Genomic DNA, 21,354 nt, shown 5'->3' with positions numbered 1-21,354 from the left:
TGACGCGACCGACGACCGGCCTGGAGGCGCGGTGCCAGCTGGCACCGCGCCTCCCGCGCGCTCCGCGTGATGCGACGCGCCAGCGGCGCGCGGTGCCAGCGCCGACCGAGCCTGCGAGGTCGGTTGAATGGGAGCGCACGAGAATAGAGTGGCCCGACAGCCCCACGAAAGGAGCGCCCGTGAGCCTGCTCGCCAGCATCACGTCGCCGCGCGACCTGAAGCGTCTCTCCGACGCGCAGATGACCGACCTCGCCGCCGAGATCCGACGCTTCCTGGTCGCCGAGGTCGCGAAGACCGGTGGGCACCTCGGGCCGAACCTGGGCGTCGTGGAGCTGACGCTCGCGATGCACCGCGTGTTCGACTCGCCGAACGACCCGTTCGTCTTCGACACCGGGCACCAGTCGTACGTGCACAAGCTCGTCACGGGGCGCCAGGACTTCTCGAAGCTGCGCGAACGCGGCGGCATCGCCGGCTACCCGCAGCGGAGGGAGTCCGAGCACGACATCGTCGAGTCCTCGCACGCATCGTCGTCGCTGTCGTGGGCCGACGGCATCTCCCGCGCGTTCGGGCAGACCGGGCAGACCGACCGCACCGTCGTCGCGGTGGTCGGGGACGGTGCGCTCACCGGCGGCATGACGTGGGAGGCGCTCAACAACATCTCCGATGACAACGACCGTCGCCTGGTCATCGTCGTCAACGACAACGGCCGCTCGTACGCCCCGACGATCGGTGGCATGGCGCGGTTCCTGAGCTCCGTGCGCACCCGCCGCGAGTACCGGGCCCTGTACGAGGGCACGCAGGCCGTGGCGGCGCGGTTCGGCGCTCCGGGTCGTGCGGTGTACCGAGGCATGCGCGGGGGCCTGCACGGCTTCCTGTCGCGGCTGACGAACAACGAGGCGTTGTACTCGAACCTCGACATCAAGTACATCGGCCCGGTGAACGGGCACGATCAGCAGGCGATGGAGGCGGCGCTCCGGCAGGCCAAGGAGTACGGCGCTCCCGTGATCGTGCACGCGATCACCGAGAAGGGCCACGGCTTCGAGCCCGCCCTGCGCGACCAGGCCGACCAGTTCCACGCCGTCGGGCACATCGACCCGGAGACGGGGGAGTCGCTCGACGCGGCGTCGGGCCCGTCGTGGACCTCGGTGTTCGCGTCGACGCTGGCTTCGGTGGGAGCGGAGGACGAGCGCGTCGTCGCGATCACGGCGGCGATGCTCCGGCCGACCGGGCTGCACCTGTTCCAGGAGCAGCACCCCGACCGGGTCTACGACGTCGGCATCGCCGAGCAGCACGCCGTGACGACCGCCGCGGGCCTGGCCTACGGGGGACTCCACCCGGTCGTGGCGCTCTACGCGACGTTCCTGAACCGCGCGTTCGACCAGGTGCTGATGGACGTCGCCCTGCACAAGGCCGGCGTGACGTTCGTGCTCGACCGCGCCGGCATCACCGGCCCGGACGGCCCCTCGCACCACGGCATGTGGGACCTCGCGCTGCTGCAGGTCGTGCCGGGGATCCGGATCGCCGCGCCCCGCGATGCCTCGACACTGCGTGAGGAGTTCCGCGAGGCGATCGCCGTCGACGACGCCCCCACCGTGCTGCGCTGGTCGAAGGGGCAGGTCGGACCGGACATCCAAGCTGTCCGTCGTCTCTCCGATGGCGTGGACGTCCTGCACGCCGCCGCGGATGACGTCGAGGACGTGCTCTTCGTCGCCGTGGGGTCGATGGTGCCGGTGGCACTCGAGGCCGCGGCGCTGCTCGAGGCGCAGGGCATCGGCGTCACCGTCGTGGACCCGCGCTGGGTGGTGCCGATCCCGGTGTCGCTGATCGAGCTGTCGCGGACGCACCGGCTCGTGATCACCATCGAGGACGGCGTGCGGGTCGGCGGCGTCGGGACGCGGCTGCGGCAGGACCTGCGCGCTGCCGGGGTCGACACCGGGGTGAACGAGCTCGGGCTGCCCGACGCGTTCATCGACCACGCGACCCGGTCGCAGATCCTCGCCGACGCGGGGCTCACGGCGCAGGCCATCGCCCGCGACGTCATCGACCAGGTCGTCGGGACGAAGTTGCCGCAGGCGAAGCCCGCGCGGTCCCGCGAGTCGGCGGCGTCCGACCGCTGACGGCTCGGCCCGGTCGGGGTCCGGTCAGCAAAACACCGGTGTTCGCGCTCCACGCCGCGGTTTGCGGGTGTTCGGTGCGCGAACACCGGTGTTTTGCGTGATGGCGCTAGCGGGAAGCGGGGCCGACGATCCGGGGCTGGTGGAACGTGCCGCCGAAGACACGCTCGGACGCACCGGAACGGTCGAGGTACGGGCTGATCCCACCGGCCTGGAACGGGTAGCCGGCGCCGAGGATGAGCCCGAGGTCGATCTCCTCGACGTGCTCGACGACCCGGTCCTCGAGCATGCGGTGCAACTCGTCGGCCAGGGCGTCCTCGAACCGGCGCTGCATCTCGGCGGCGTCGACCGGCTTCGCGTCCTTCTTGGACGGCGCGACGAGCTTCACGGCGGCGGGGTCGTACCCGGTCGCGTTGCCCTTCTTGTCGCGGGTCAGGATCGTCCCGTGCTCGGCGATCCTCTTCAGGCCGTCACCGGGGTAGAAGCGCTCCGGCCAGGCCGCGTGGTGCGAGTCGAGCACGTGCGCGCCGACCGGCAGCCCGACGAGCTCGAGCAGCTCGAACGGTGACATCGGCAGGCCGAGCGGTGCGGCACCCTGCGCGACGGTGTCGAACGAGGTGCCCTCTTCCACGCCGCGCATCGCCTCGCCGAGCACCCGCGCGAGCACGCGGTTGACGACGAAGCCCGGCTGGTCCGCGGTGATGATCGCGGTCTTCTTCAGGGTCTTCGCGACGGCGAGGGCGGTGACGAGGGCCTCGTCCGAGGTCTTCGCCGCGCGCACCACCTCGAGCAGCGGCATCACCGCGACCGGATTGAAGAAGTGGAAGCCGACGAGTCGCTCCGGGTTGGTGAGGACCGATGCCATCTCGTCGACGGAGAGCGACGACGTGTTCGTGGCGAGGATCGCGTCCGGTGCGATGACCTGCTCGATCTTCCGGAAGACCTCCTGCTTGACGGTCATCTCCTCGAAGACCGCCTCGATCACCCAGTCGGCGTCGGCGAAGGCGTCGTAGGACACCGACCCGCTGACGAGTGCGGTGATGCGGTTCGCGTCGTCGGGGGAGATCCGGCCCTTGTCGAGCAGCTTCGCGACCTCGCCGCGGATCCGCTCGACGCCGGCGTCGACGCGCGACTGGTCGACGTCGGTGATGACGACGGGGACGCCCAGGCGTCGGGCGAACAGCAGCGCGAACTGCGAAGCCATCAGCCCGGCGCCGAGGACGCCGACCTTCGTGATCTTCTTCGGATCGACACCCTCGGGAGCGCCGACGGGCTTCTTCGCACGCTTCTGCACGAGGTCGAAGGCGTACATCGACGCGGCGAACTGGTCGCCCGAGATGAGGTCAGCGAGGGCCTCGTCCTCGTCGGCGAAGCGTTCGTCGAGCGAACCCGACTTGGCGGCGGCGACGAGGTCGAGCGCCCGGAACGGCGACTTCGGCACGGTGCCGATCTTCGACGCGACCTGTCCGCGGGCGACCTTGACGACGGTGCCCCAGGCGGCCTTCTCGAGCATGCCCGGCTCGTTCTTCCGCACCACCTTGGTCGTTCCGGTGATGACGCCGTCCGCCCACGCCACCGCCGAGGGCAGGAACGTGACGGACGGGACGAGCACGTCACCGATGCCGATCTCGACCGCGGCCGGACCGTCCATCAGGCGGTTGTTCTTGAGCGGGTTCTCGACGATGACGCGGAGCGCGCGCTCCGGGCCGATCAGGCGGGGGAGCAGCGTCGCGCCGCCCCAGCCGGGGATGATGCCGAGGAACACCTCGGGGAGCCCGATGCCCTGCGCCGCGGACGAGAACGCCCGGTAGGTGCAGTGCAGGGCGATCTCGAGCCCACCCCCGAGCGCCAGGGTGTTCACGAACGCGAACGACGGCACCCCGAGGTCGGAGAACTTGCGGAGCGTGGCGTGCCCGAGGGCGGCCAGGTCATGGGCGGCCTCGCGCGACGGGACCGCCGCTGCCTGGGACAGGTCGGCCCCGGCGGCGAAGCAGTACTCCTTGCCGGTGATCGCGACGCCCTGGATCGTGCCGGCGGCGGCCTCGGTCTTGAGGGTGTCGAGCACGCCGGACAGCTCACGGAGCGTGCGCGGCCCGAGGGTGTTCGGCCGCTTGTAGTCCTTGCCGTTGTCGAGCGTGATGAGCGCCAGCGTGCCACCCGAAGGCATCGTGACGTGCTTGACGAACGAGTGCGTGACGACCTCGTCCTCGCTGAGTTCGGCCAGTCGGTCATTGTCGACGATGGTCATGGTCACGCCCCCTTCCGAGCCGAACGCTCGGCCGACTTGCTGTGGTTCGGGTTCTCCCAGATGACGGTGCCGCCCTGGCCGAGTCCGATGCACATCGTGGTGATGCCGTACTTGACGTCCGGTCGCTCGGCGAACTGTGCGGCGAGCTGGTTCATCAGCCGGACACCACTCGACGCGAGCGGGTGGCCGACGGCGATCGCGCCGCCCCAGGCGTTCACGTTCGGGGAGTCCTGGGCGATGCCGTAGTTGTCGAGGAACGCGAGCACCTGGACGGCGAACGCCTCGTTGATCTCGAACAGGCCGATGTCGTCGATCGACAGGCCGGCCTTCGACAGGGCCTTGTCGGTCGCGGGGACCGGGCCGACGCCCATGACCTCGGGCTCGACGCCGGCGAAGGCGAACGAGACCATGCGCATCTTCGTCGACAGTCCGTGCTGCTTCGCACCGTCCTCGGACGCGAGCAGGCTCATGGTCGCACCGTCGTTCAGACCGGCGGCGTTGCCGGCGGTGACCCGTCCGTGGGGCCGGAACGGCGTCTTCAACGCGGCCAGCGCCTCCAGGGTCGTCCCCGGCCGCGGCGGCTCGTCGGTGCTGACGACGTCCCAGCCGTCGCCCTTGTTGACCTCCACCGGGATCACGTCCGGCTGGAGCTTGCCGTTCGCCCAGGCGGCGGCGTACCGCTGCTGGGACTGGACGGCGTAGGCGTCCGTGCGGTCCTTCGTGATCGCGGGGAAGCGGTCGTGCAGGCGCTCGGCGGTGGCGCCCATGACGAGGGCGTCGCTCGAGACCATGCGCTCCGCGACGAAGCGCGGGTTCGGGTCGGCGTTGAAGCCCATCGGGTGCCGGCCCATGTGCTCGACACCACCGGCGATCGCGACGTCGGCGGCACCGAAGGCGATGGCGCCGGCGAGCGTCGTGACGCTCGTCATGGCACCGGCGCACATGCGGTCGATCGCGTAACCGGGCACCGACTTCGGCAGGCCCGCGAGCATGCCGACCGTGCGCCCGAGCGTCAGCCCCTGGTCGCCCTGCTGCGTGGTCGCCGCGACGGCGACGTCGTCCACCGCTGCGGTGTCGAAGGTGTTCCGGTCGAGCAGTCCGCGCATCGCGTGCACCGCGAGGTCGTCCGACCGGGTCTTCCAGAACACCCCCTTCTCGCCGGCTCGTCCGAACGGTGTGCGAACGCCGTCCACGAACACGACGTCTGATGCCTTTGGCAATCCGGGCCTCCCAGATCCTCATCGATCGGGCCGGAACGCAGGTCGCTCCGGCCTGGCCGGGCCTCGCCCGGCGACCCTCCCGACGCTATGCCCCCAGCCTGGGCGGCCGCATGCCGGTTGGGCAGTTCCTACGACTCGTGGTCGTCCGTCGCCGCGGGCCGCTGTGCAGCAGCGACAAAGGCCGACGCGATGATCGACGCGAGTTCCTCGACCTGCCACGGGCGGGCGTCGTGCTCGGCGAGGGCCGCTCCGACCAGCTCGGTCGACGGCGGCGACGGCGGGGCCCACGACACGAGCCGGAGCGTCTCCGGCGTGAGCAGGTTCTCGAGTGGGATGTCGAGTTCCTCGGCACGCTTCGTGACCGCGGCGCGCGCGGCCTTGTACCGGCGGTCTGCGGCCGGGTTGCGGTCGGCCCAGGCGCGGGGCGGGGGCAGGGTGGCCTCGCCGGCACCGCGGAGACGGGGGAGGTCCTCGGTGGTGCGGCCTTCCTCGACGGCGGCCCACCAGCGGTCGAGCTCGGAACGGCTGGCGCGGCCCGTGAACGTCTTCAGCGCACCGAGTTCGGCGCGGGACTCGGGTGCGGCGGCCGCGGCGGCGACGATCGCCGAGTCGGGGATCGTGCGCCCGGGGGCGATGTCCGCCTGTCGGGCGTACTCGTCACGGGCGAGCCAGAGCGACCGGGCGATCGCCAGTGCTCGCGCACCACGGAGCGCGTGCATGCCGGACAGCCGACGCCAGGGCTCGGCACGGGCGGGCTTCGGCGCACGGTGCAGGACTGCGTCGAACTCCTCCTGGGCGATCCGGGTCTTGCCGGCCTCGTCGAGCTGCTCGGCCAGGGCGTCGCGCAGGTCGGGCAGCAGCTCGACGTCGAGCGACGCGTAGACGAGCCACGACTGCGGCAGGGGACGGGTCGACCAGTCGGCGGCCGAGTGCGCCTTGGCCAGGGTGATGCCGAGCAGCTGCTCGACGACGGCGCCGAGGCCGACGCGGGGGAACCCGGCGATCCGGGCACCGAGCTCGGTGTCGAAGATGCGCGTCGGGACGAGGCCGACCTCCTGCAGACACGGCAGGTCCTGCGAGGCGGCGTGGAACAGCCACTCCTCGTCGACGATGGCGGCCTGCAGCTCCGAGAAGTCGCCGATCGGGATCGGGTCGAACAGGAACGCACCGGCACCGCGGCGGAACACCTGGATCAGGTACGCGCGCTGCGAGTAGCGGTAGCCGCTGGCGCGCTCGGCATCGACCGCGACGGGGCCGTGGCCGGCGGCGATGGCGGCGACCGCCTCGAGGTAGTCCTCGCGCGTGTCGATCACCTTGACGGCGTCGTGCGATGCCTCGAAGGCGGGGCTGGCGGCGGCGGCCGGAGCGGCCGAGCCAGCAGCGGCAGCCGGAGCAGTCGAACCGGCAGCCGTGGCTGCGGACGCAGCCGGGCCGGTCGATCCAGCGGCGTCCTGGGGAGCGGGGTCGGTCACTTGGCGAGCCTCCTCGGGGCCAGCAGGGTCACGCCGTCCGATGCGGGCGGCAGACCGGCGAGCATGGCGACGATGTCCTGCCAGGCCCGGACGTGTGCGGTGAGGTCGTCGCCGCGTGGTGTCCACGACGCGCGGAGTTCCAGCTGGGCGCCGTCGCCCTGCGCGGCGAGGTCACCGTACCCGCGCGAGATGATCTTGGTGGCCGTGCCCGAGGCGTGGTCGTACGTCGCACCATGCGACTCGAGCGCGTCGACGAGCCAGCTCCAGGTCACGTCGGCGACGAACTCGTCGACGCCGATCTCCGGCTCGAGCGGTGCCTGGGCGAACGAGACGACGCGGAACGCGCCACCCCAGCCCTCGGGTTCTTCCGGGTCGTACAGGGCGATGAACCGGCCGGTGCCCAGGTCCGACTCGACGCCGTGCGCGGTGCCGGACACGTCCGCCGCCAGGGCGATCGAGAACGGTGCGATCCGGGTCGGCGAGGGGATCTCGGTGACGGTGGTCTCGGCACGGCCGCTGCCGCCGGACACGAACGCGCGGAGCCGCGCGAAGGCGTCGGGCTCTCGGGTTTCGGACACACATGCAGACTAGGCTCCGGGCCATGTCCCGATCCGCGCGACCCGCCGAGGACGTCGTCCAGGAGACCGCTCGATCGGCCGGGTTCATCGCACTCGGCGCCGGTCTGGCAGCTGCCGCGGTGGGGACGGCCGTCATCGGTGGCTTCGTCGCCGCCGTCGCCCGCGCCGTGGTCACCCCCGACCGCAAGCGCAACGAGCGCGTCCCGATCCACGCCGTCGACCCCGTCCGGAAGACCGTCACGATCGAGCGCACGGCCGACACCGAGCTGCAGGGCCGGTACTCGCTCTGGTTCGGCGGCGGCACGGGCCACATGCGCGTCGGCGAGGTCCTCGGCACGACCGACACCACCGTCACGCGCCGCATCATCGCGATCGACGCCGGCGACCCGACCGCCGCACGTCGCGGTCGCTGGGGCGGCTGGTTCTACCTGACCCCCGGCGAACTCGACGTGCCCGTCGAGGACGTCGACATCCCCACCCCGAACGGCCCCGCCCCCGCGTGGGTCGTCCGCGCCGACGACCCGGCAGCGCCGTGGGCCGTCCTGGTGCACGGCCGTGGCGTCACGCGTGCCGAGACGATCCGCGCCGTCCCGGTGTTCCGCGCCGCCGGGTACTCGGTGGTGCTCGCCTCGTGGCGGAACGACGGCGTCGCCCCGCCGAGCGTCGACGGCCGCTACGGCCTCGGCAGCACCGAGTGGGAGGACGTCGACTCCGTCCTCCGCTGGCTCACCGCGCAGGACGCCCAGAGCGTCGTGCTGATGGGCTGGTCGATGGGCGGTGCCGTCGTGCTGCAGACCCTGCTGCGCTCGCGCTTCGCCGGCCTGGTCGACGGGGTGGTGCTGGAGTCCCCGGTGGTCGACTGGCACGCCGTCCTGAAGTCGCAGAGCCAGCTCCTGCGTCTGCCGCGTCCGGTCCGCAAGGTCGCGCAACGCCTGCTCCGCACCCCGGTGCTGCACCGGCTCGCCGGGCTCCAGGCCCCTGTGGACCTGCGCGAGCTCGACATGGTCACGCGCTCCGACGAGCTCACGGTGCCGATCCTGCTGCTGCACAGCGACGACGACGGGTTCGTGCCGTCCTCGGCCTCGCACGACCTGGCCCGCGCGCGGCCCGATCTGGTGCGGCTCGAGATCCAGACCACGGCCCGGCACACCAAGCTCTGGAACCACGACGCCGACTGGTTCGACGCCCGGATCCTCGCGTGGCTGACCGAGGTGGTCCAGCGGCGCGGGGCGACCAGCGCGCGGTAGACGCGACCGAAGGGCGGACGGGAGGCGCGGTGTCAGCTGGCACCGCGCCTCCCGTCCGTCGATGCGTCGGTTCGGTCGCTTCGTGAGCAGAAATGGTCGGGTCACCGTCGCGCACTCGACCCGTTCCGCTCACGAAGCGGGTGGCGCGGCATTCGTTCCGTTCGTCGTCTGCTGGCGTGGCCCGAACTCCTCGAGACGAGTCGCCGGTCGGCCGGGCTGCGCTGGGCCGTGCGTCCGGTCGAAGGCATCGCTCATCGTCGTGAGCGGCGGTCGGACCGTCACGGTCCATTCGCCACTGTCGAACGCGTCGATCCGGACGACCAGGTTCGACTCGTCGGTCAGGTCCGAGCCGGGGAGGTAGCCGAGGAACTCGCCGTCGATGAGCTGCCGCATGCTGTCAGCGATCTCCATCGCCTCGGCATGGCTCAGCATGAGCCCGGGTTCTGCCGCCGCGTCGACGCGGCGTTCGAGTGGGAGCGCTTGGACCGGCTTGTCAGGGGACGTGACGGCGTACAGGGTCGTGAGGACCCAGACGAGCTCTGGTGAATCGAGCTCTGGTGTTTCGAGCTCTGAGAAGAACTGCACCAGGTCGGGCAGCACAATGCGAGCAGCGGGGATCCGGTAGGTGACCATCCCGAGGTCGCCCGGCACTGTCGTGGTCATCCGTTCTCCTCGGTCGTCTCGGTCTGGGGCGAGAGGCCGCCGACGCTCATCGCAGCGAGGACGTCGGTCCTGCCGGGCGTAAACGCCGTGATTCCGACCGAGATGTCAGCCTGCACGATGCAGAACCCCGGCTGCTCGTCGCCGAGCGGCACGAGCGCACGGGCGAACCCGTCGAGTCCGCGGACGTCGAAGCCCTTCTCCGCGGCCATCGTGTACTTCGTCAGGAAGGTCCGTGCCGTCGCCAGCGCGCCCTGCTCGAAGATGCGGACCCGTTCCTCGGTCGGACACTGCGGTGCCACCTCGAGCGCCAGTTCGGCCCCCGGAGCGTCTGATGCGCGGAGGCGCGCGCACAGCTCCTGGACGGTGATGTGGACGACCCCGACGGAACGGTCGATCGCCGTGGCTGCCACGAGCGTTCGGTCCGTCGCGCGCAACACGACCGTCACGAGTTCATCGCCGTGCTCGACCTGACAGATCAGGACGAGCTCGTCCCCGAGGGCTTGGAGTGGGTCGATGAACGGTACGAGGTTCGGCTGCTTTGTCGAATAGCTCCTCCGGATGACCGCTGCGAACGAGCGTGCGGACACGTCGGAGACGAGCACATCCGTGTCCGGCCCGACAGTGGCGAGGACCTCGACGACACGGTCCGGGAGCTCCACGGTCGATTCATCGGTGACCGCTCGGAGATGGTGGATCGAGATGGCCGGGGGCGCGTCCGTCACCGTCGGATCTCCGCGGACGACGGGCCCTGTCGGTACCGGACCTCGCCGTCGGGCAGGACGTCGATGTCGACCCGTGCGCGCCCCGGTTCGCTGTAGTGCCAGGACGGACCTCGGCGGTTCGACCAGCCCTCGAGCAACTCACCCGAGGCGAACCGGATGGCGATCCGCGCGCCCGTGACTGCACCGTCCGAGACGACCTTGTTGTGCAGGGCAAGGAGGTCGAGCAGGGACGGTTTGTCGCCGGGATCGAGGAACGCGTGCTCCCCGTCAGAGCCTGTCAGCGCGAAGTCGGTCTCGAACCGGAGCGACGCACCGCTCGAGAAGCGGATCGTCACGTCTGGTCCGATGCTGATGAGGTCGACGGTGTCGCCGGCGATGCCCAGCGCGAAGGGCTGGCGCGGAACGCCGCTCATCCTCGATCTCCTTCCGTGCCCGTGCTCGTGCTTCCGGTCGGCGGCTCGGTGCGGGCCGGGCGACCCTTCGGCCCGGAGACCTGCCAGGACTCGAACTCGGCATCGGTACCGGCGACGAGGGTGTCCCCGCCGTCGAAGATCAGCGTCAGTACGCCGTTCTCGGTCGAACTCCGAACGAGCTCGGCACCGAACAGCCGCAGGACCGGGAGCAGTGAGTCCTTGCGGTCGGGATCGACGACCGCGGTGCTTCCGGACCGGTCGGTGACGGTGCACTCGGATTCGAGCTGGACGCGGTAGCCGTTGCCGAACCCCAGCTCAAGCCGGAAGTCGACGCCTATGAGGTCGAGCGTGCCCGCGCGCTCGACGGTCATCGCGCCCCCGGTGGGGTCTGCCGTGTCACGGGTCACGATCGTTCACTCGTCCGAAATCTGCGCGGAGCCGACGACAGAGGGCCGGCGGAGTTCATTCCGCGTCGCATCTGTGAACCCCGGAAGTTCAAGACGGTCGACGTTCCTCTTCCTCATCCAGATCATGATCTCCCTGGTTGATTCAGGATCGTCGTTCACGGACTGCTAGTCGCCGAACAATTCGGACGACGTAGGAGTTGGACGATATCGAACTTCGTCGTAGGCCGGGAGCCACGGTTCCAGACCGAAGTGAGCACGAACCGCCTTCTCGAGGACGATCGGGGAATCGATCGTGAGCCGCGGGACCTGGGTAGCCTCCTGTCCCGTTGCCCGGCGCATTCTCGTTCCGTCGAAGTTCGTCACCCGGACTCCGTCGTAGTCGTCTGATCCGAAGCTGTAGGCGGGCAGGAAACGTGCCTGATCCGGAGCGCGGTTGCCCACTATCTGCCACATCCCCGGTCGGAATCGGGCGTCGAACGTCATCCGGGCCAGGAGTGGCGGAGTTGCGGCCACCTCGCTGAGGTCGAGGCTCTGAACTGCATCTTCAGGAACGACCAGATCGAAGACGACGACGTAGAACGAACTCTTGTACTTGCCGATCACTTGTCCGAGGGCAGCCCTGCCGTCGCCGAGGGGCACTGTGAAGATGTCGCCGATCGAGACCCTGTAGACCTGCTGTTTCGTACTCAATACGGGCTTCCTCCTGCCGCGTCGTAACGCTTGTCGCTCATCTGGTGGCGCTTGTTGGACAGGCCGCCATCCGGGTTGCCCTTGTTCGTGGGTCCGCCTTCGTTGCGAATGTGGAACTCTTCTCGACGGTCCAGGTCGACTCCTGGGTGCCCCCTGTCGATCCTCTCAAATCTGAACGCCGCATCCGGGTGTTCTCGTGCGTGAGCGGCCTGGCGCAGGAGGAAGTGGTCTTCACTCTTGGTCTGTCCGATGTAGGGCTTCAGGCCGTCGGTGATGTCCGTGCGCCGGTAGATGATGCCCGGTGGTACCGGCGTCTCGTCGCCGAGCTTCGCCACGGACGTCGGCAGGTGGACCTTCGACATCGTGCCGCCGGTGGCCGCCGACGTCGCGGCACCCTCGGCAGCGTTCCGGAGCAGGCCACCGGGGGTCACCGGCTGGCCGCTCACGGCGTAGTTCACGACGTTCTCGACCGCGCCCTCTGCGGCGTTGCCCAGCAGGTGCTTCCCGATCAGGGCACCGGCACCACCGCCGACCGCACCGAATGCCCCGCTGACGGCGACCTGGCCCCAGTTCACCTCGCCGGTCGTGGCCTTCTGGATGATCGTGTCGGCACCGGCGCTGATGAGCATCATGCCGACCGGACCGCCGACGCCGGTGGCGACGAGCACCCCGCCCGCGACGACCATGGCACCGCCGGCGACGTACTCCCAGTTGTCCGCGAACCAGTCACCGGTCGCGGCTGCGGCACGTGCGAGCGGCCCCTGCTGCGCCGCCGCGTAGGCCTCGAGCTCGGCGTCGGTGACGGGCGCGAGACCGAGCGGATCGATGGCGTGCAGCGGATCGTTGCCGGCGAACGAGTACGGGTTGCCGGCCCAGGCTGCTCCGGCGGGCGCGCTGATCGGGTCGACGGACAGGAAGCCGCGCGACGACGAGTCGTAGGCGCGGGCGCCCATCCACTCCAGGCCGGCGACCTGCAGCGAACCGTCTGCGCCGAGCGCGATGCCGCCCGGCAGCGCCGAACCTTCTAGATCGGCGAGCGTCTGCCACGGGTCGGCGTCGTCGGCTGCCCTCGTGGTGCGCCGACCGCTGGTGATCCAACCGTCGTCCACCCCGGTCAGGCCGCCGGGAGCGCGGACGACCGGTGAGTCACCGACTGCGAGGACGGTCGGCGCGAACGCGGCGGTGTCCCAGTCGATCGGGACGCCGTCGACCTCGGCGAGTTCGCCGAGGGCGTCGACGTGGAGGTCGGTCGTGGTGCTGCCTGCCGCGGTGGTCTCCGCCACCCCGGTGAGGTGACCCTGCGGGGTCCAGCCGTACGTGGTCGTCACGCCGTCGGCTCGGAGCGCCTGCACCCGTCGACCTGCGCCGTCGTAGGCGTACTCCGCCTCGGGCGCCCCGTCCGGAGCGTCGACCCTGGTCAGCTGTCCGGCGGCGTCGTACGTGAACCGCCGGGCCCCGGAGTCCGTCCGTTCCTCGGCCAGACGACCAGCGACGTCGTAGACCCAGTCCGTGCGACGGGCGTCCTGGACGGACGCCACCAGCTGCGCGGCATCGTCGTGCTCGTAGGTGGTGCTCCCGCCGGGTCCGTCGACCCGGGTGATGCGCCCGTCGGCGTCGCGTTCGATCGTGCTGGCGTGCGTGCCGTCAGAGTCGATGCGCGCGTGCCGGACGACGTGTCCGTTCGCGTACTCCCAGGTCTGCAGCTGATCGCCGGCGCGGGCCTGCAGGAGCCGCCCCGCCGCGTCGTGCTCGTACCGGACCTCGCCGAAGGCCGAGTGGTCGACGCGGACGACCCGTCCGGTGGCGTCGTGCTCGTACCGGGTCGTGGACCCGTCAGGGGACTGCACCGAGGTGCGGAGTCCGTCGGCATCGTGGGTCCACCTGGTCTCGCGCGCGCCGGTGGCACGGCGGACGAGCCGGCCCAGTCGGCTGAACTCGAGGACGTGGGTGGCGGGGGAGTCGGGACGGGTCTCGTCGGTGATCGTCACCGTGCGAGCACGCGCATCGCGGTCGATGCGGCCGATCAACCGGTCACCGGCGTACTGCGCGGATTCACGCCCGGCCGCGTCGTACTCCCACCGCAGGACGCTGCCGTCCGGGTCCGTCTGGGTGAGCTGGCGCCCGGCCGCGTCGTAGGTCGCCGTCGTCGTGCGACCGAGCTGATCGGTGGACGAGGCCACCTTGTCGAGCTGCGTGTACGTGCGGAAAGTCACCCCACCCAGCGGATCGATGCTGCGGACGAGGCGCCCACGCTGGTCGTACTCGTACCGGGTGGTGCCGCCGAGCCCGTTCACCGCGGCGATGAGTTGTCCGGCGGCGTCGTAGCGGAAGGTCCGCTGGCCGAAACGGGTGTCGCGCGCCGACACGACCCGGCCCACGCGGTCGTACCGGTACCGGGCGGTGCCGACCCCGGGCACGTCTGCATGGACGACCCGACCCTGTCGGTCGTACTCGGTCCGGGCGACCTCGCCGGTCGGCAGGGTGCGCGCGACGACCCGTGAATCGGCGTCGTAGGTCAGCGTGGTGCGTGCGCCGGCGGGGTCGATCGCGCTGACCGGGCGGCCGCACGCGTCGTACTCGTACCGGGTGGTGCGGCCCGCCGGAGTGGTCACACCGACGACTCGTCCGGCCAGGTCACGCTCGATCCTGGTGAGTCCACCGTCCGCGTCGACGAGTTCGACCGGTCGGCCGCAGGCGTCGTACGTCGTGAGTTCGGCGGAGGCGTCTGTGTGCTCGAGCCGGGTCGGGCGCCCGAACTCGTCGGTCGTGACGGACACGGCATCGAAGGCGTCCCGGACCGTGGAGACGCCGTCAGCGCGCGAGCGCCCCACCTCGGTGCGGACACCGGTGGGGTCGACCGTCGCGCCGAGGGCTCCGACCGCGTCGTGCTCGCGTGTCCAGGTGCCGCCGGCCGGGTCGACCACGGCTTCGAGTCGGGAGAGCGCGTCGTGCACGAACGCCCACTCGGCACCGTCGGGCAGGGTCATCGACGAGACGTTGCCGAACGCGTCGAAGTCCTTCGTGACGACGCGACCGAGCGGGTCCGTGGTCGACACGACCTCGCCGTGGGCACCGTGGGTGACCTCGGTGCGCGCGCCGAGGGGGTCGATCATCGCGGTGACCCGACCGCCGTCGCCGTGCTCGAACCGCCACATTCCGCCGTCCGGGTCCTCGCGTGCGGTGAGCAGGCCGGCGCCGTCGTACCGGTAGCGCGTGCGGTGGCCGAGCGGTGTGACGGCCTCGACGATCCGGCCTCCGGCGTCGCGGATCAGACGTGCGGTGTCACCGACGGCGTTCTCGACGCCGACGACCTCGCCGGAGGCGTCGTGGTGGAAGACGACGACGACGCCCGTCGGATCGGTGGTCCGGACCAACAGGCCGTCCCGCCACTCGAGCACGGTGCGACCGCCGACGGGGTCGACGATGGTCGACGGGTTCCGGTCGTCGCCCGCGTACGAGTACTCGACGACCCCACCGTTCGGGGTGACCACCGTGGTCATGCGGTCCTGCTCGTCGTACCCGAAGGTCAGGTCGGCGCCCTCCGGTGTCACGGTCCGGACGCGCCGTCCCCGCTCGTCGTACCCGTGGACGGTCACCTGTCCGTCGCGCTCGGTCACCGAGACGAGGTTGCCGTGCGGGTCGTACGACATCGACTGACGCCGCCCGTCGGTGTCGATGATCCCGACGACCCGGCCCTTGCGGTCGGCGATCCACGTGTTGGTGTGGTCCCCGTCGACGTCGGAGACCGAGGTGACGCGGCCCGGCAGGTACGCGAACCGCACGCGCCGCCCGAACGGCGTGCGCTGCTCGACGACACGGCCCCGGGCGTCGTAGGTGTTCTCGCACTCGACCACACCCGTGGCAGCGGTCACGCGGTCGATCAGCCCGTCGTCGTTCCAGCGGTACCGACGGCTGCCGACGGCGTCCGTCGCACGGACGAGTCGACGAGCATCGTCGTAGTGGTACTCCACGCGGCGTCCGTCCGAGGCGGTCGTCGACGCCACGCGGTCGCCCGCGTACTCGACGTCGACAAACCGTCCGAACACGTGCGACAGGCGCGTGATCCGGTCCTGCTCGTCACGCCGCACGGCCACGGTGGTGCCGGCTCCGCGACCGCAGTTCGACCACCGTCCGGACCGCGTGAACTCCCAGCGACCGCCGGCGTTGTCCTGGACGACGAGGGCGTTCCCCTCGGCCCGGAGCCAGAGGTCTTCGCCGACCGCGCGGTCCCAGCCGTCGCCCTGCCGCGGGAAGTCGACCTGCCGGCCGTCGTCGAGCACGACCGACGCGGCGTCGTCGGTGATCTCCAGCCGGGTGTCGAGGATCGAGGACCACCCGAGCCCGAACACCCCGGAACGGCCGTCGAGCGAGTTGTACATCCGGGTGAGCCGGAGCGACGCCGCCCGCCCGGCGAACGACAGGTCGGTCTCGGGCTCCAGGAAGTTGCCCGTGGCGGTGTTGACGGGATCGTCGGCGAACCCGTTCGTCGGAGGCGTCCCCATCGCCGAGAACGGTCCGATGGTGAAGTCGTCACGTCCGGCGTCGATGCCCGCCGCGGACAGGGCCGCCGCGATCGCCGCGTCCGACAGCGTCGCGGGCCCGGCACCACCACCGGCGGCTTCGAACTGCGCGGCGACGGTGCCCGCCCAGTCGGCGTCCTGCCCGTTCGCGGTGAGCCAGTCGTTGACGGCGGTCAGCAGCGACTGCGCGTTCAGCGTGCCCCAGCAGGGGTTGCACTCTGCCTCGTAGTCGCTCAGGGCGTTGCGGAACGTGGAGACGGCACCCGACAGGTCGGAGTCGAGCGTGCGGGTGTTCGCCTCGAAGGAGCGGAGGTCTTCGGGGACGGCCGACGACGTCCCACCGCTGGTCCCACCACCCGCGGGGATCTCCCGCCCCTTGACGCTGACCTCGTCCGCCTGCAGACGCGGTTCCGGTTCCGGTTCCGGGGGCTTCGGGTCGTCACCGCCGCCGAACCACGTCGAGATCTCGTGTCCGGCGCCGACGAAGAAGTTCTCTTCGCGTTCTCGCTTGCGGGCGTCCCACGCCTTCGCCTGCTTCCGCCGGTCGTCCTCGTCCTTCGCGGCGTCGCAGAGTTCCTGCACGAAGCCCGACAGGCTCTGCAACGACTCGACGAGCTTGGTCGCGCTGCGTGCGCCGATGTCGGCGTTGTCCGCGAAGACCTCGGAGAAGTACCCCCGGAACTCCGCACTCGCGGTCGTCACCGACGACGACCGCGATCCGGACTGGCCGCCGATCGACGACGCGAGCGCCGTCGACGCCGATCTGAGCGTGTCCGCCGCGCTGTACGAGTAGCCGGTCGGATCGTTCCCGTGGATCTTCGCCATCGTCAATTCCCCCCATGGTGCTGACCGGCCCATCCTGTCACGGCCAGCGACTGAAATGCCAGAGGACCGCATGCATCGGAAACGAGCAACGGACAGGAGGCGCGGTGCCAGCTGGCACCGCGCCTCCTGTCCGTCAACGGGTCGCGTCTACGCGACCGCCGCCTGCACCTGACGCTGGACGCGTCCGAGCATGCCCACCATGCCGCGGATCCGCAGCGGGCTGACCGCCTCGGACAGACCGATGGTCAGCGGGTAGTCCGTCGGGACGGCGAGCACCTGCTCGACGGTCAGGCCGGACAGTCCCTGCGCCAGGATCGAGGCGAAGCCGCGGGTGGTCGGCGCCTCGCGCGGGGCGGTGGCGTGCATCCGGACCACGTCCGGGGCGTCGCCGTCCTCGCCCACCGTCACGGTGATGAAGACGGGGGACTGGCACTCCTCGACGCGTTCGAGCTCGTCCTCGTGCCCCTGCAGGCGTTCGGGCAGCGCAGGCAGCTCGTTCGAGAACTCGAGCAGGAGCTGCAGGCGGTCCTTCTGGCCCAGGGCGAGGAAGTCGTCGCGGATCTCGGCGAGGGTGGCGGGGAGTGGTGCGTCGGTGCTGTCGTTCATCGGTTCGGAACAGTACCCGGCTCGGATCCCTGCACGATGGGGACGCGGACGGCGCTGCCCCACTCGGTCCACGAGCCGTCGTAGTTGCGGACGTTGTCGTAGCCGAGCAGGTGCTGCAGGACGAACCAGGTGTGGCTCGAGCGCTCACCGATGCGGCAGTAGGCGATGACCTGGTCGGCGTCACCGATGCCGGCGCCGTCGCGGTAGACGGCGTCGAGCTCGTCGCGTGACTTGAAGGTGCCGTCGGGGGCTGCGGCCGTCGCCCAGGGGATGTTCACGGCGGTGGGGACGTGGCCGCCGCGCAGCGCACCCTCTTCCGGGTAGTCGGGCGCCGTCGTGCGCTCCCCGCTGTACTCCGGGGCGCTGCGGACGTCGATGAGCGGCTTGCCGAGGTGCGCGAGGACGTCGTCCTTGAAGGCGCGGACGGGCTCGTCGTGGCGCTCGACGACGGGGTACTCGACGGGCGTGACCGGGGTCTCGTCGGTGGTCAGGGCGCGGTCCTCGGCGATCCACTTGCCGCGACCGCCGTCGAGCAGGCGGACGTCCTCGTGGCCGAACAGGGTGAACACCCAGAGGGCGTACGCCGCCCACCAGTTGTTCTTGTCGCCGTAGATCACGACGGTGGTGTCGCGGCCGATGCCCTTGCCGCCGAGGAGCTCGGCGAAGGCGGCGCCGTCGATGTAGTCGCGCTGCACCGGGTCGTTGAGGTCGGTGTGCCAGTCGATCTTCACGGCGCCCGGGATGTGCCCCGTCTCGTAGAGCAGGACGTCCTCGTCGGACTCGACGACCACCAGGTCGGGGGCGCCGGCCCCGGCGTCGAGTTGCTCCTGCAGCCACTCGGTGGAGACGAGGCGCTCCGGGTGCGCGTAGGCGGCGAACTTCTCGGACGGGTCGACCGGTGCGGTCATCGGGGGTACCTCCAGGGGGTGCGGGGGAGCGTGGTGCTGGGGAGCGTGCTGCTGGCGCCGGACTAGGATCGGGCGTCGGTGCCTGTGGGCAACGGTACGCGGACGTACCGTGCCCCTGACGCAACGTGACACCCCACGACATGCTTCCCGGAAGGGTTCCCCGATTGCCCGCTCACCTCGTCGACCGTGATCCCCAGGTGACCCCGCGGCAGATGGCCGCGGCGCTCGTGCCACCGCCCCAGTTCACGGACGCGTCGTTCGACTCGTACCGGCCGGACCCGGACTACGACTCGCAGGCCTCGGTCCGCGATGCCGTCGCCGCGTTCGTGGCCGCCGGTCCCGCGGAGGCCCCTCGGCGCGGGCTGTTCGGGCGCCGGAAGCAGTCGGCGGAGCCCTCGGCGAAGTCCGGCGTGTACCTGGACGGCGGGTTCGGTGTCGGCAAGACCCACCTGCTCGCAGCCGCCTACCACGCGGCCACCGGGCGGAAGACGTTCGGCACCTTCATCGAGTACACCGCGCTCGTGGGCGCCCTGGGGTTCCAGGGGACGGTCGACCTGCTCCGCGGCACCGCACTGGTGTGCATCGACGAGTTCGAGCTCGACGACCCGGGCGACACGATGGTGATGACGCGGCTCATCAAGGAACTGACCGAGACCGGCACCCGCTTCGCCGCGACGTCGAACACGCCCCCGGGAGCCCTGGGCGAGGGCCGCTTCGCCGCGCAGGACTTCCTGCGCGAGATCCAGGCGATGTCGGACCGGTTCGACACCATGCGCATCGACGGCCTGGACTACCGCCGACGGGCCGTGGACGAGTCGGCGCAGGTGGTGTCCGACGTGCCCGCCGCGCTGCCGTCCGGCACCGTGACGCTCGACGACTTCGGCGCGGTGGTCGCGCACCTGGGTTCCGTGCACCCGTCGAAGTACGTCGCGCTGGTCGAGGACCTCGACGCCGTCGGGCTCACCGACGTCCGGGCGTTCACCGACCAGACCGACGCGCTGCGCTGGGTCGCCCTGGTGGACCGGTTGTACGACGCGCAGGTGCGCATCGTCGCCTCGGGTACCCCGCTCGACCAGGTGTACCCCGACGTGATGCTCGAGGGCGGTTACCGCAAGAAGTACCTGCGCGCGGCGTCCCGCGTGGTGGCGCTCACCCGCGCCTGAGCGTCCCTCGCCGTCAGACCGATCTGTCCACGGCGGTCTCCTGCCCCTCGCGCAGGGGACATCGGGCCGGCGGAAACACGACGTTTACAAACGGCGCGGTCGCGTTACATCCGCGAAACAGTTCGTGCTCCCTAGTGAAACCTCGCCTCGCCAGACTCTGTGACACCCGAGGCGGTCCAAGAGCCGCTCGTGCAATCGAGAGGTGAGCAGATGCTTGATCAGGGCAACACGACGTTCGTGTTGGTGATGGCTGCGCTGGTGTTGTTCATGACACCCGGCCTGGCCTTCTTTTACGGCGGCTTGGTGAAGGCCAAGTCCGTCATCTCCATGATGATGATGTCGTTCGGTGCGATCGCGCTCGTGAGCGTGCTCTGGGTGGTCTACGGCTACGCGATCGCCTTCGCCAACCACGGCGACGGCACGGCGGTCTCCGGCGTGGTCGGGTTCTTCAGCATCGACTGGAACCAGATCGGCCTCGGCCAGGCCTTCGAGGAGGCGCAGTCCTCGAACATCCAGGCGGCGTACCCGTCGATGGCCTTCGTCGGGTTCCAGGCGACGTTCGCGATCATCACCGTCGCGCTCATCTCCGGCGCCATCGCCGACCGTGCCAAGTTCGGCGCGTGGATGGTCTTCGCCGGCGTCTGGGTCACGGTCGTCTACTTCCCGGTCGCCTCGTGGGTCTTCAACCTGACCTCCGGTTGGGCCGCCACGTGGGGCGTCATCGACTTCGCCGGTGGCACCGCGGTGCACATCAACGCCGGTGCCGCGGGGCTCGCCCTGGCGATCGTGCTCGGCAAGCGCGTCGGCTTCGCCAAGGGCGCGCACAAGCCGCACAACCCGCCCTTCGTCCTGCTCGGTGCCGCCATCCTCTGGTTCGGCTGGTTCGGCTTCAACGCCGGCTCCGAGGGTGCTGCTGACGGCATCGCCGCGATCGCCTGGGTGAACACCCTCGCCGCCCCGGCCGCCGCCATCCTCGGCTGGCTGCTCATCGAGAAGCTCAAGGACGGCAAGGCCACGTCCGTCGGTGCCGCTTCGGGAGCCGTCACCGGCCTCGTCGCGATCACCCCGGCATGTGCCGCGCTGACCCCGGGCTGGGGCATCCTGCTCGGGTTCCTCGCCGGCATCGTCTGCTGCTTCGCCATCGACTGGAAGTACCGCCTGGGCTTCGACGACTCGCTCGACGTGGTCGGCGTCCACCTGGTCGGCGGCATCTTCGGCACGCTGTTCCTCGGCTTCTTCGCCAACGACACCGGCCTGATCTACTCCGGCTCGTTCGAGCAGCTCGGCAAGCAGGCCGCAGCAGCCCTCGCCGTCGGCGTCTACTCGTTCGTGCTCGCCCTGGTCATCGGGTTCGCGATCGAGAAGACGATGGGCTTCCGCGTCAAGACCGAGGACGAGGTCGCCGGCATCGACACCGCCGTCCACGGCGAAGAGGGCTACGTCCTCTACGAGCAGACCGACGACAGCCCGGTCAGCGTCCGCTAGACACGCTCCAGCACCGCACGACGACGGGCCCCGCGCACACAGCAGCGCGGGGCCCGTCGTCGTGTGCCGGGCC

At 70.6% G+C, this 21,354-nt stretch carries 17 protein-coding genes; 4 read left to right on the top strand and 13 right to left on the bottom strand.

The features are described 5' to 3' along the window. The first annotated feature begins 179 nt into the window (after window positions 1-179). Window positions 180-2,117, top strand: a complete 1,938-nt coding sequence (gene dxs / locus DEJ27_RS10325) for a 1-deoxy-D-xylulose-5-phosphate synthase (protein ID WP_111090879.1) — start codon at window positions 180-182, stop codon at window positions 2,115-2,117. Window positions 2,118-2,223: 106 nt separating this feature from the next. On the opposite strand, the gene DEJ27_RS10320 is transcribed toward dxs, so the two are convergent. The 4 genes from DEJ27_RS10320 to DEJ27_RS10305 all read right to left on the bottom strand — a co-directional run bounded on the left by DEJ27_RS10320 (window position 2,224) and on the right by DEJ27_RS10305 (window position 7,632). After that, the gene (locus DEJ27_RS10320) at window positions 2,224-4,362 is read right to left on the bottom strand and encodes a 3-hydroxyacyl-CoA dehydrogenase NAD-binding domain-containing protein (RefSeq protein ID WP_111090878.1); all 2,139 of its coding nucleotides are present in this window, start codon (window positions 4,360-4,362) and stop codon (window positions 2,224-2,226) included. A 2-nt stretch (window positions 4,363-4,364) separates the two neighbouring features. Continuing rightward, window positions 4,365-5,582 carry a thiolase family protein gene (locus DEJ27_RS10315; protein WP_110859586.1) on the bottom strand — a complete coding sequence of 406 codons (1,218 nt, stop codon included), beginning with the start codon at window positions 5,580-5,582 and terminating at the stop codon, window positions 4,365-4,367. 128 nt (window positions 5,583-5,710) lie between these two features. Continuing rightward, window positions 5,711-7,054, bottom strand: a complete 1,344-nt coding sequence (locus tag DEJ27_RS10310; protein WP_375231895.1) for an HRDC domain-containing protein — start codon at window positions 7,052-7,054, stop codon at window positions 5,711-5,713. Further along, on the bottom strand, window positions 7,051-7,632 hold the full coding sequence (locus DEJ27_RS10305) for a DUF3000 domain-containing protein (RefSeq protein ID WP_017886108.1): 582 nt from the start codon (window positions 7,630-7,632) through the stop codon (window positions 7,051-7,053). Before DEJ27_RS10305 ends, DEJ27_RS10310 begins: the two co-directional genes overlap by 4 nt. A gap of 23 nt (window positions 7,633-7,655) precedes the next feature. Here DEJ27_RS10305 and DEJ27_RS10300 point away from each other — a divergent pair, with 23 nt between their 5' ends. Next, entirely contained in the window at window positions 7,656-8,879 is a 1,224-nt protein-coding gene (locus DEJ27_RS10300) for an alpha/beta fold hydrolase (RefSeq protein WP_071244565.1), read from the top strand. A gap of 129 nt (window positions 8,880-9,008) precedes the next feature. On the opposite strand, the gene DEJ27_RS10295 is transcribed toward DEJ27_RS10300, so the two are convergent. The 9 genes from DEJ27_RS10295 to DEJ27_RS10260 all read right to left on the bottom strand — a co-directional run bounded on the left by DEJ27_RS10295 (window position 9,009) and on the right by DEJ27_RS10260 (window position 18,633). Next, the gene (locus DEJ27_RS10295) at window positions 9,009-9,542 is read right to left on the bottom strand and encodes a hypothetical protein (protein WP_111090877.1); all 534 of its coding nucleotides are present in this window, start codon (window positions 9,540-9,542) and stop codon (window positions 9,009-9,011) included. Then, the gene (locus DEJ27_RS10290; RefSeq protein WP_146244685.1) at window positions 9,539-10,201 is read right to left on the bottom strand and encodes a hypothetical protein; all 663 of its coding nucleotides are present in this window, start codon (window positions 10,199-10,201) and stop codon (window positions 9,539-9,541) included. Before DEJ27_RS10290 ends, DEJ27_RS10295 begins: the two co-directional genes overlap by 4 nt. A gap of 59 nt (window positions 10,202-10,260) precedes the next feature. Next, window positions 10,261-10,677 (bottom strand): DUF6188 family protein, encoded by a 417-nt coding sequence (locus DEJ27_RS10285; RefSeq protein WP_111090875.1) that lies wholly within the window; start codon window positions 10,675-10,677, stop codon window positions 10,261-10,263. Further along, window positions 10,674-11,084: a DUF6188 family protein gene (locus tag DEJ27_RS10280; RefSeq protein WP_111090874.1), complete on the bottom strand. Its 411-nt coding sequence runs from the start codon at window positions 11,082-11,084 to the stop codon at window positions 10,674-10,676. Before DEJ27_RS10280 ends, DEJ27_RS10285 begins: the two co-directional genes overlap by 4 nt. A gap of 6 nt (window positions 11,085-11,090) precedes the next feature. Next, window positions 11,091-11,243, bottom strand: a complete 153-nt coding sequence (locus tag DEJ27_RS17760; protein ID WP_181430133.1) for a hypothetical protein — start codon at window positions 11,241-11,243, stop codon at window positions 11,091-11,093. 6 nt (window positions 11,244-11,249) lie between these two features. After that, window positions 11,250-11,774: an Imm26 family immunity protein gene (locus DEJ27_RS10275; RefSeq protein ID WP_110859592.1), complete on the bottom strand. Its 525-nt coding sequence runs from the start codon at window positions 11,772-11,774 to the stop codon at window positions 11,250-11,252. Further along, window positions 11,771-17,119, bottom strand: coding sequence for a DUF6531 domain-containing protein (locus DEJ27_RS10270; protein WP_111090873.1), 5,349 nt, complete (start codon window positions 17,117-17,119; stop codon window positions 11,771-11,773). Before DEJ27_RS10270 ends, DEJ27_RS10275 begins: the two co-directional genes overlap by 4 nt. A 147-nt stretch (window positions 17,120-17,266) precedes the next feature. Next, window positions 17,267-17,725 (bottom strand): SufE family protein, encoded by a 459-nt coding sequence (locus tag DEJ27_RS10265; protein ID WP_111090872.1) that lies wholly within the window; start codon window positions 17,723-17,725, stop codon window positions 17,267-17,269. Then, entirely contained in the window at window positions 17,722-18,633 is a 912-nt protein-coding gene (locus DEJ27_RS10260; RefSeq protein ID WP_111090871.1) for a sulfurtransferase, read from the bottom strand. Before DEJ27_RS10260 ends, DEJ27_RS10265 begins: the two co-directional genes overlap by 4 nt. A 140-nt stretch (window positions 18,634-18,773) precedes the next feature. On the opposite strand from DEJ27_RS10260, the gene zapE reads away from it, so the two are divergent. Both zapE and DEJ27_RS10250 read left to right on the top strand, forming a co-directional pair. Further along, window positions 18,774-19,796 carry a cell division protein ZapE gene (zapE, locus tag DEJ27_RS10255; protein ID WP_111090870.1) on the top strand — a complete coding sequence of 341 codons (1,023 nt, stop codon included), beginning with the start codon at window positions 18,774-18,776 and terminating at the stop codon, window positions 19,794-19,796. A gap of 210 nt (window positions 19,797-20,006) precedes the next feature. After that, a complete protein-coding gene (locus DEJ27_RS10250) occupies window positions 20,007-21,281 on the top strand; it encodes an ammonium transporter (RefSeq protein ID WP_110859596.1) in 1,275 nt (424 codons plus the stop codon). Window positions 21,282-21,354: the final 73 nt, after the last annotated feature.

The sequence above is a fragment of the Curtobacterium sp. MCPF17_018 genome (genome assembly GCF_003234135.1).
Lineage (GTDB): Bacteria > Actinomycetota > Actinomycetes > Actinomycetales > Microbacteriaceae > Curtobacterium > Curtobacterium flaccumfaciens.
Note: the sequence above shows the minus strand (reverse complement) of the source record. Positions and strands in the feature narration are given on the sequence as shown.

Bases quoted from the DNA above. Each gene is read 5' to 3' on its own strand.
- zapE (WP_111090870.1), top strand. From the start codon at position 18,774: ATGCTTCCCGGAAGGGTTCCCCGATTGCCCGCTCACCTCGTCGACCGT.
- DEJ27_RS10270 (WP_111090873.1), bottom strand. From the start codon at position 17,119: ATGGCGAAGATCCACGGGAACGATCCGACCGGCTACTCGTACAGCGCG.
- DEJ27_RS10250 (WP_110859596.1), top strand. From the start codon at position 20,007: ATGCTTGATCAGGGCAACACGACGTTCGTGTTGGTGATGGCTGCGCTG.
- DEJ27_RS10300 (WP_071244565.1), top strand. From the start codon at position 7,656: ATGTCCCGATCCGCGCGACCCGCCGAGGACGTCGTCCAGGAGACCGCT.
- DEJ27_RS10265 (WP_111090872.1), bottom strand. From the start codon at position 17,725: ATGAACGACAGCACCGACGCACCACTCCCCGCCACCCTCGCCGAGATC.
- DEJ27_RS10295 (WP_111090877.1), bottom strand. From the start codon at position 9,542: ATGACCACGACAGTGCCGGGCGACCTCGGGATGGTCACCTACCGGATC.
- DEJ27_RS10285 (WP_111090875.1), bottom strand. From the start codon at position 10,677: ATGAGCGGCGTTCCGCGCCAGCCCTTCGCGCTGGGCATCGCCGGCGAC.
- DEJ27_RS10260 (WP_111090871.1), bottom strand. From the start codon at position 18,633: ATGACCGCACCGGTCGACCCGTCCGAGAAGTTCGCCGCCTACGCGCAC.
- DEJ27_RS10320 (WP_111090878.1), bottom strand. From the start codon at position 4,362: ATGACCATCGTCGACAATGACCGACTGGCCGAACTCAGCGAGGACGAG.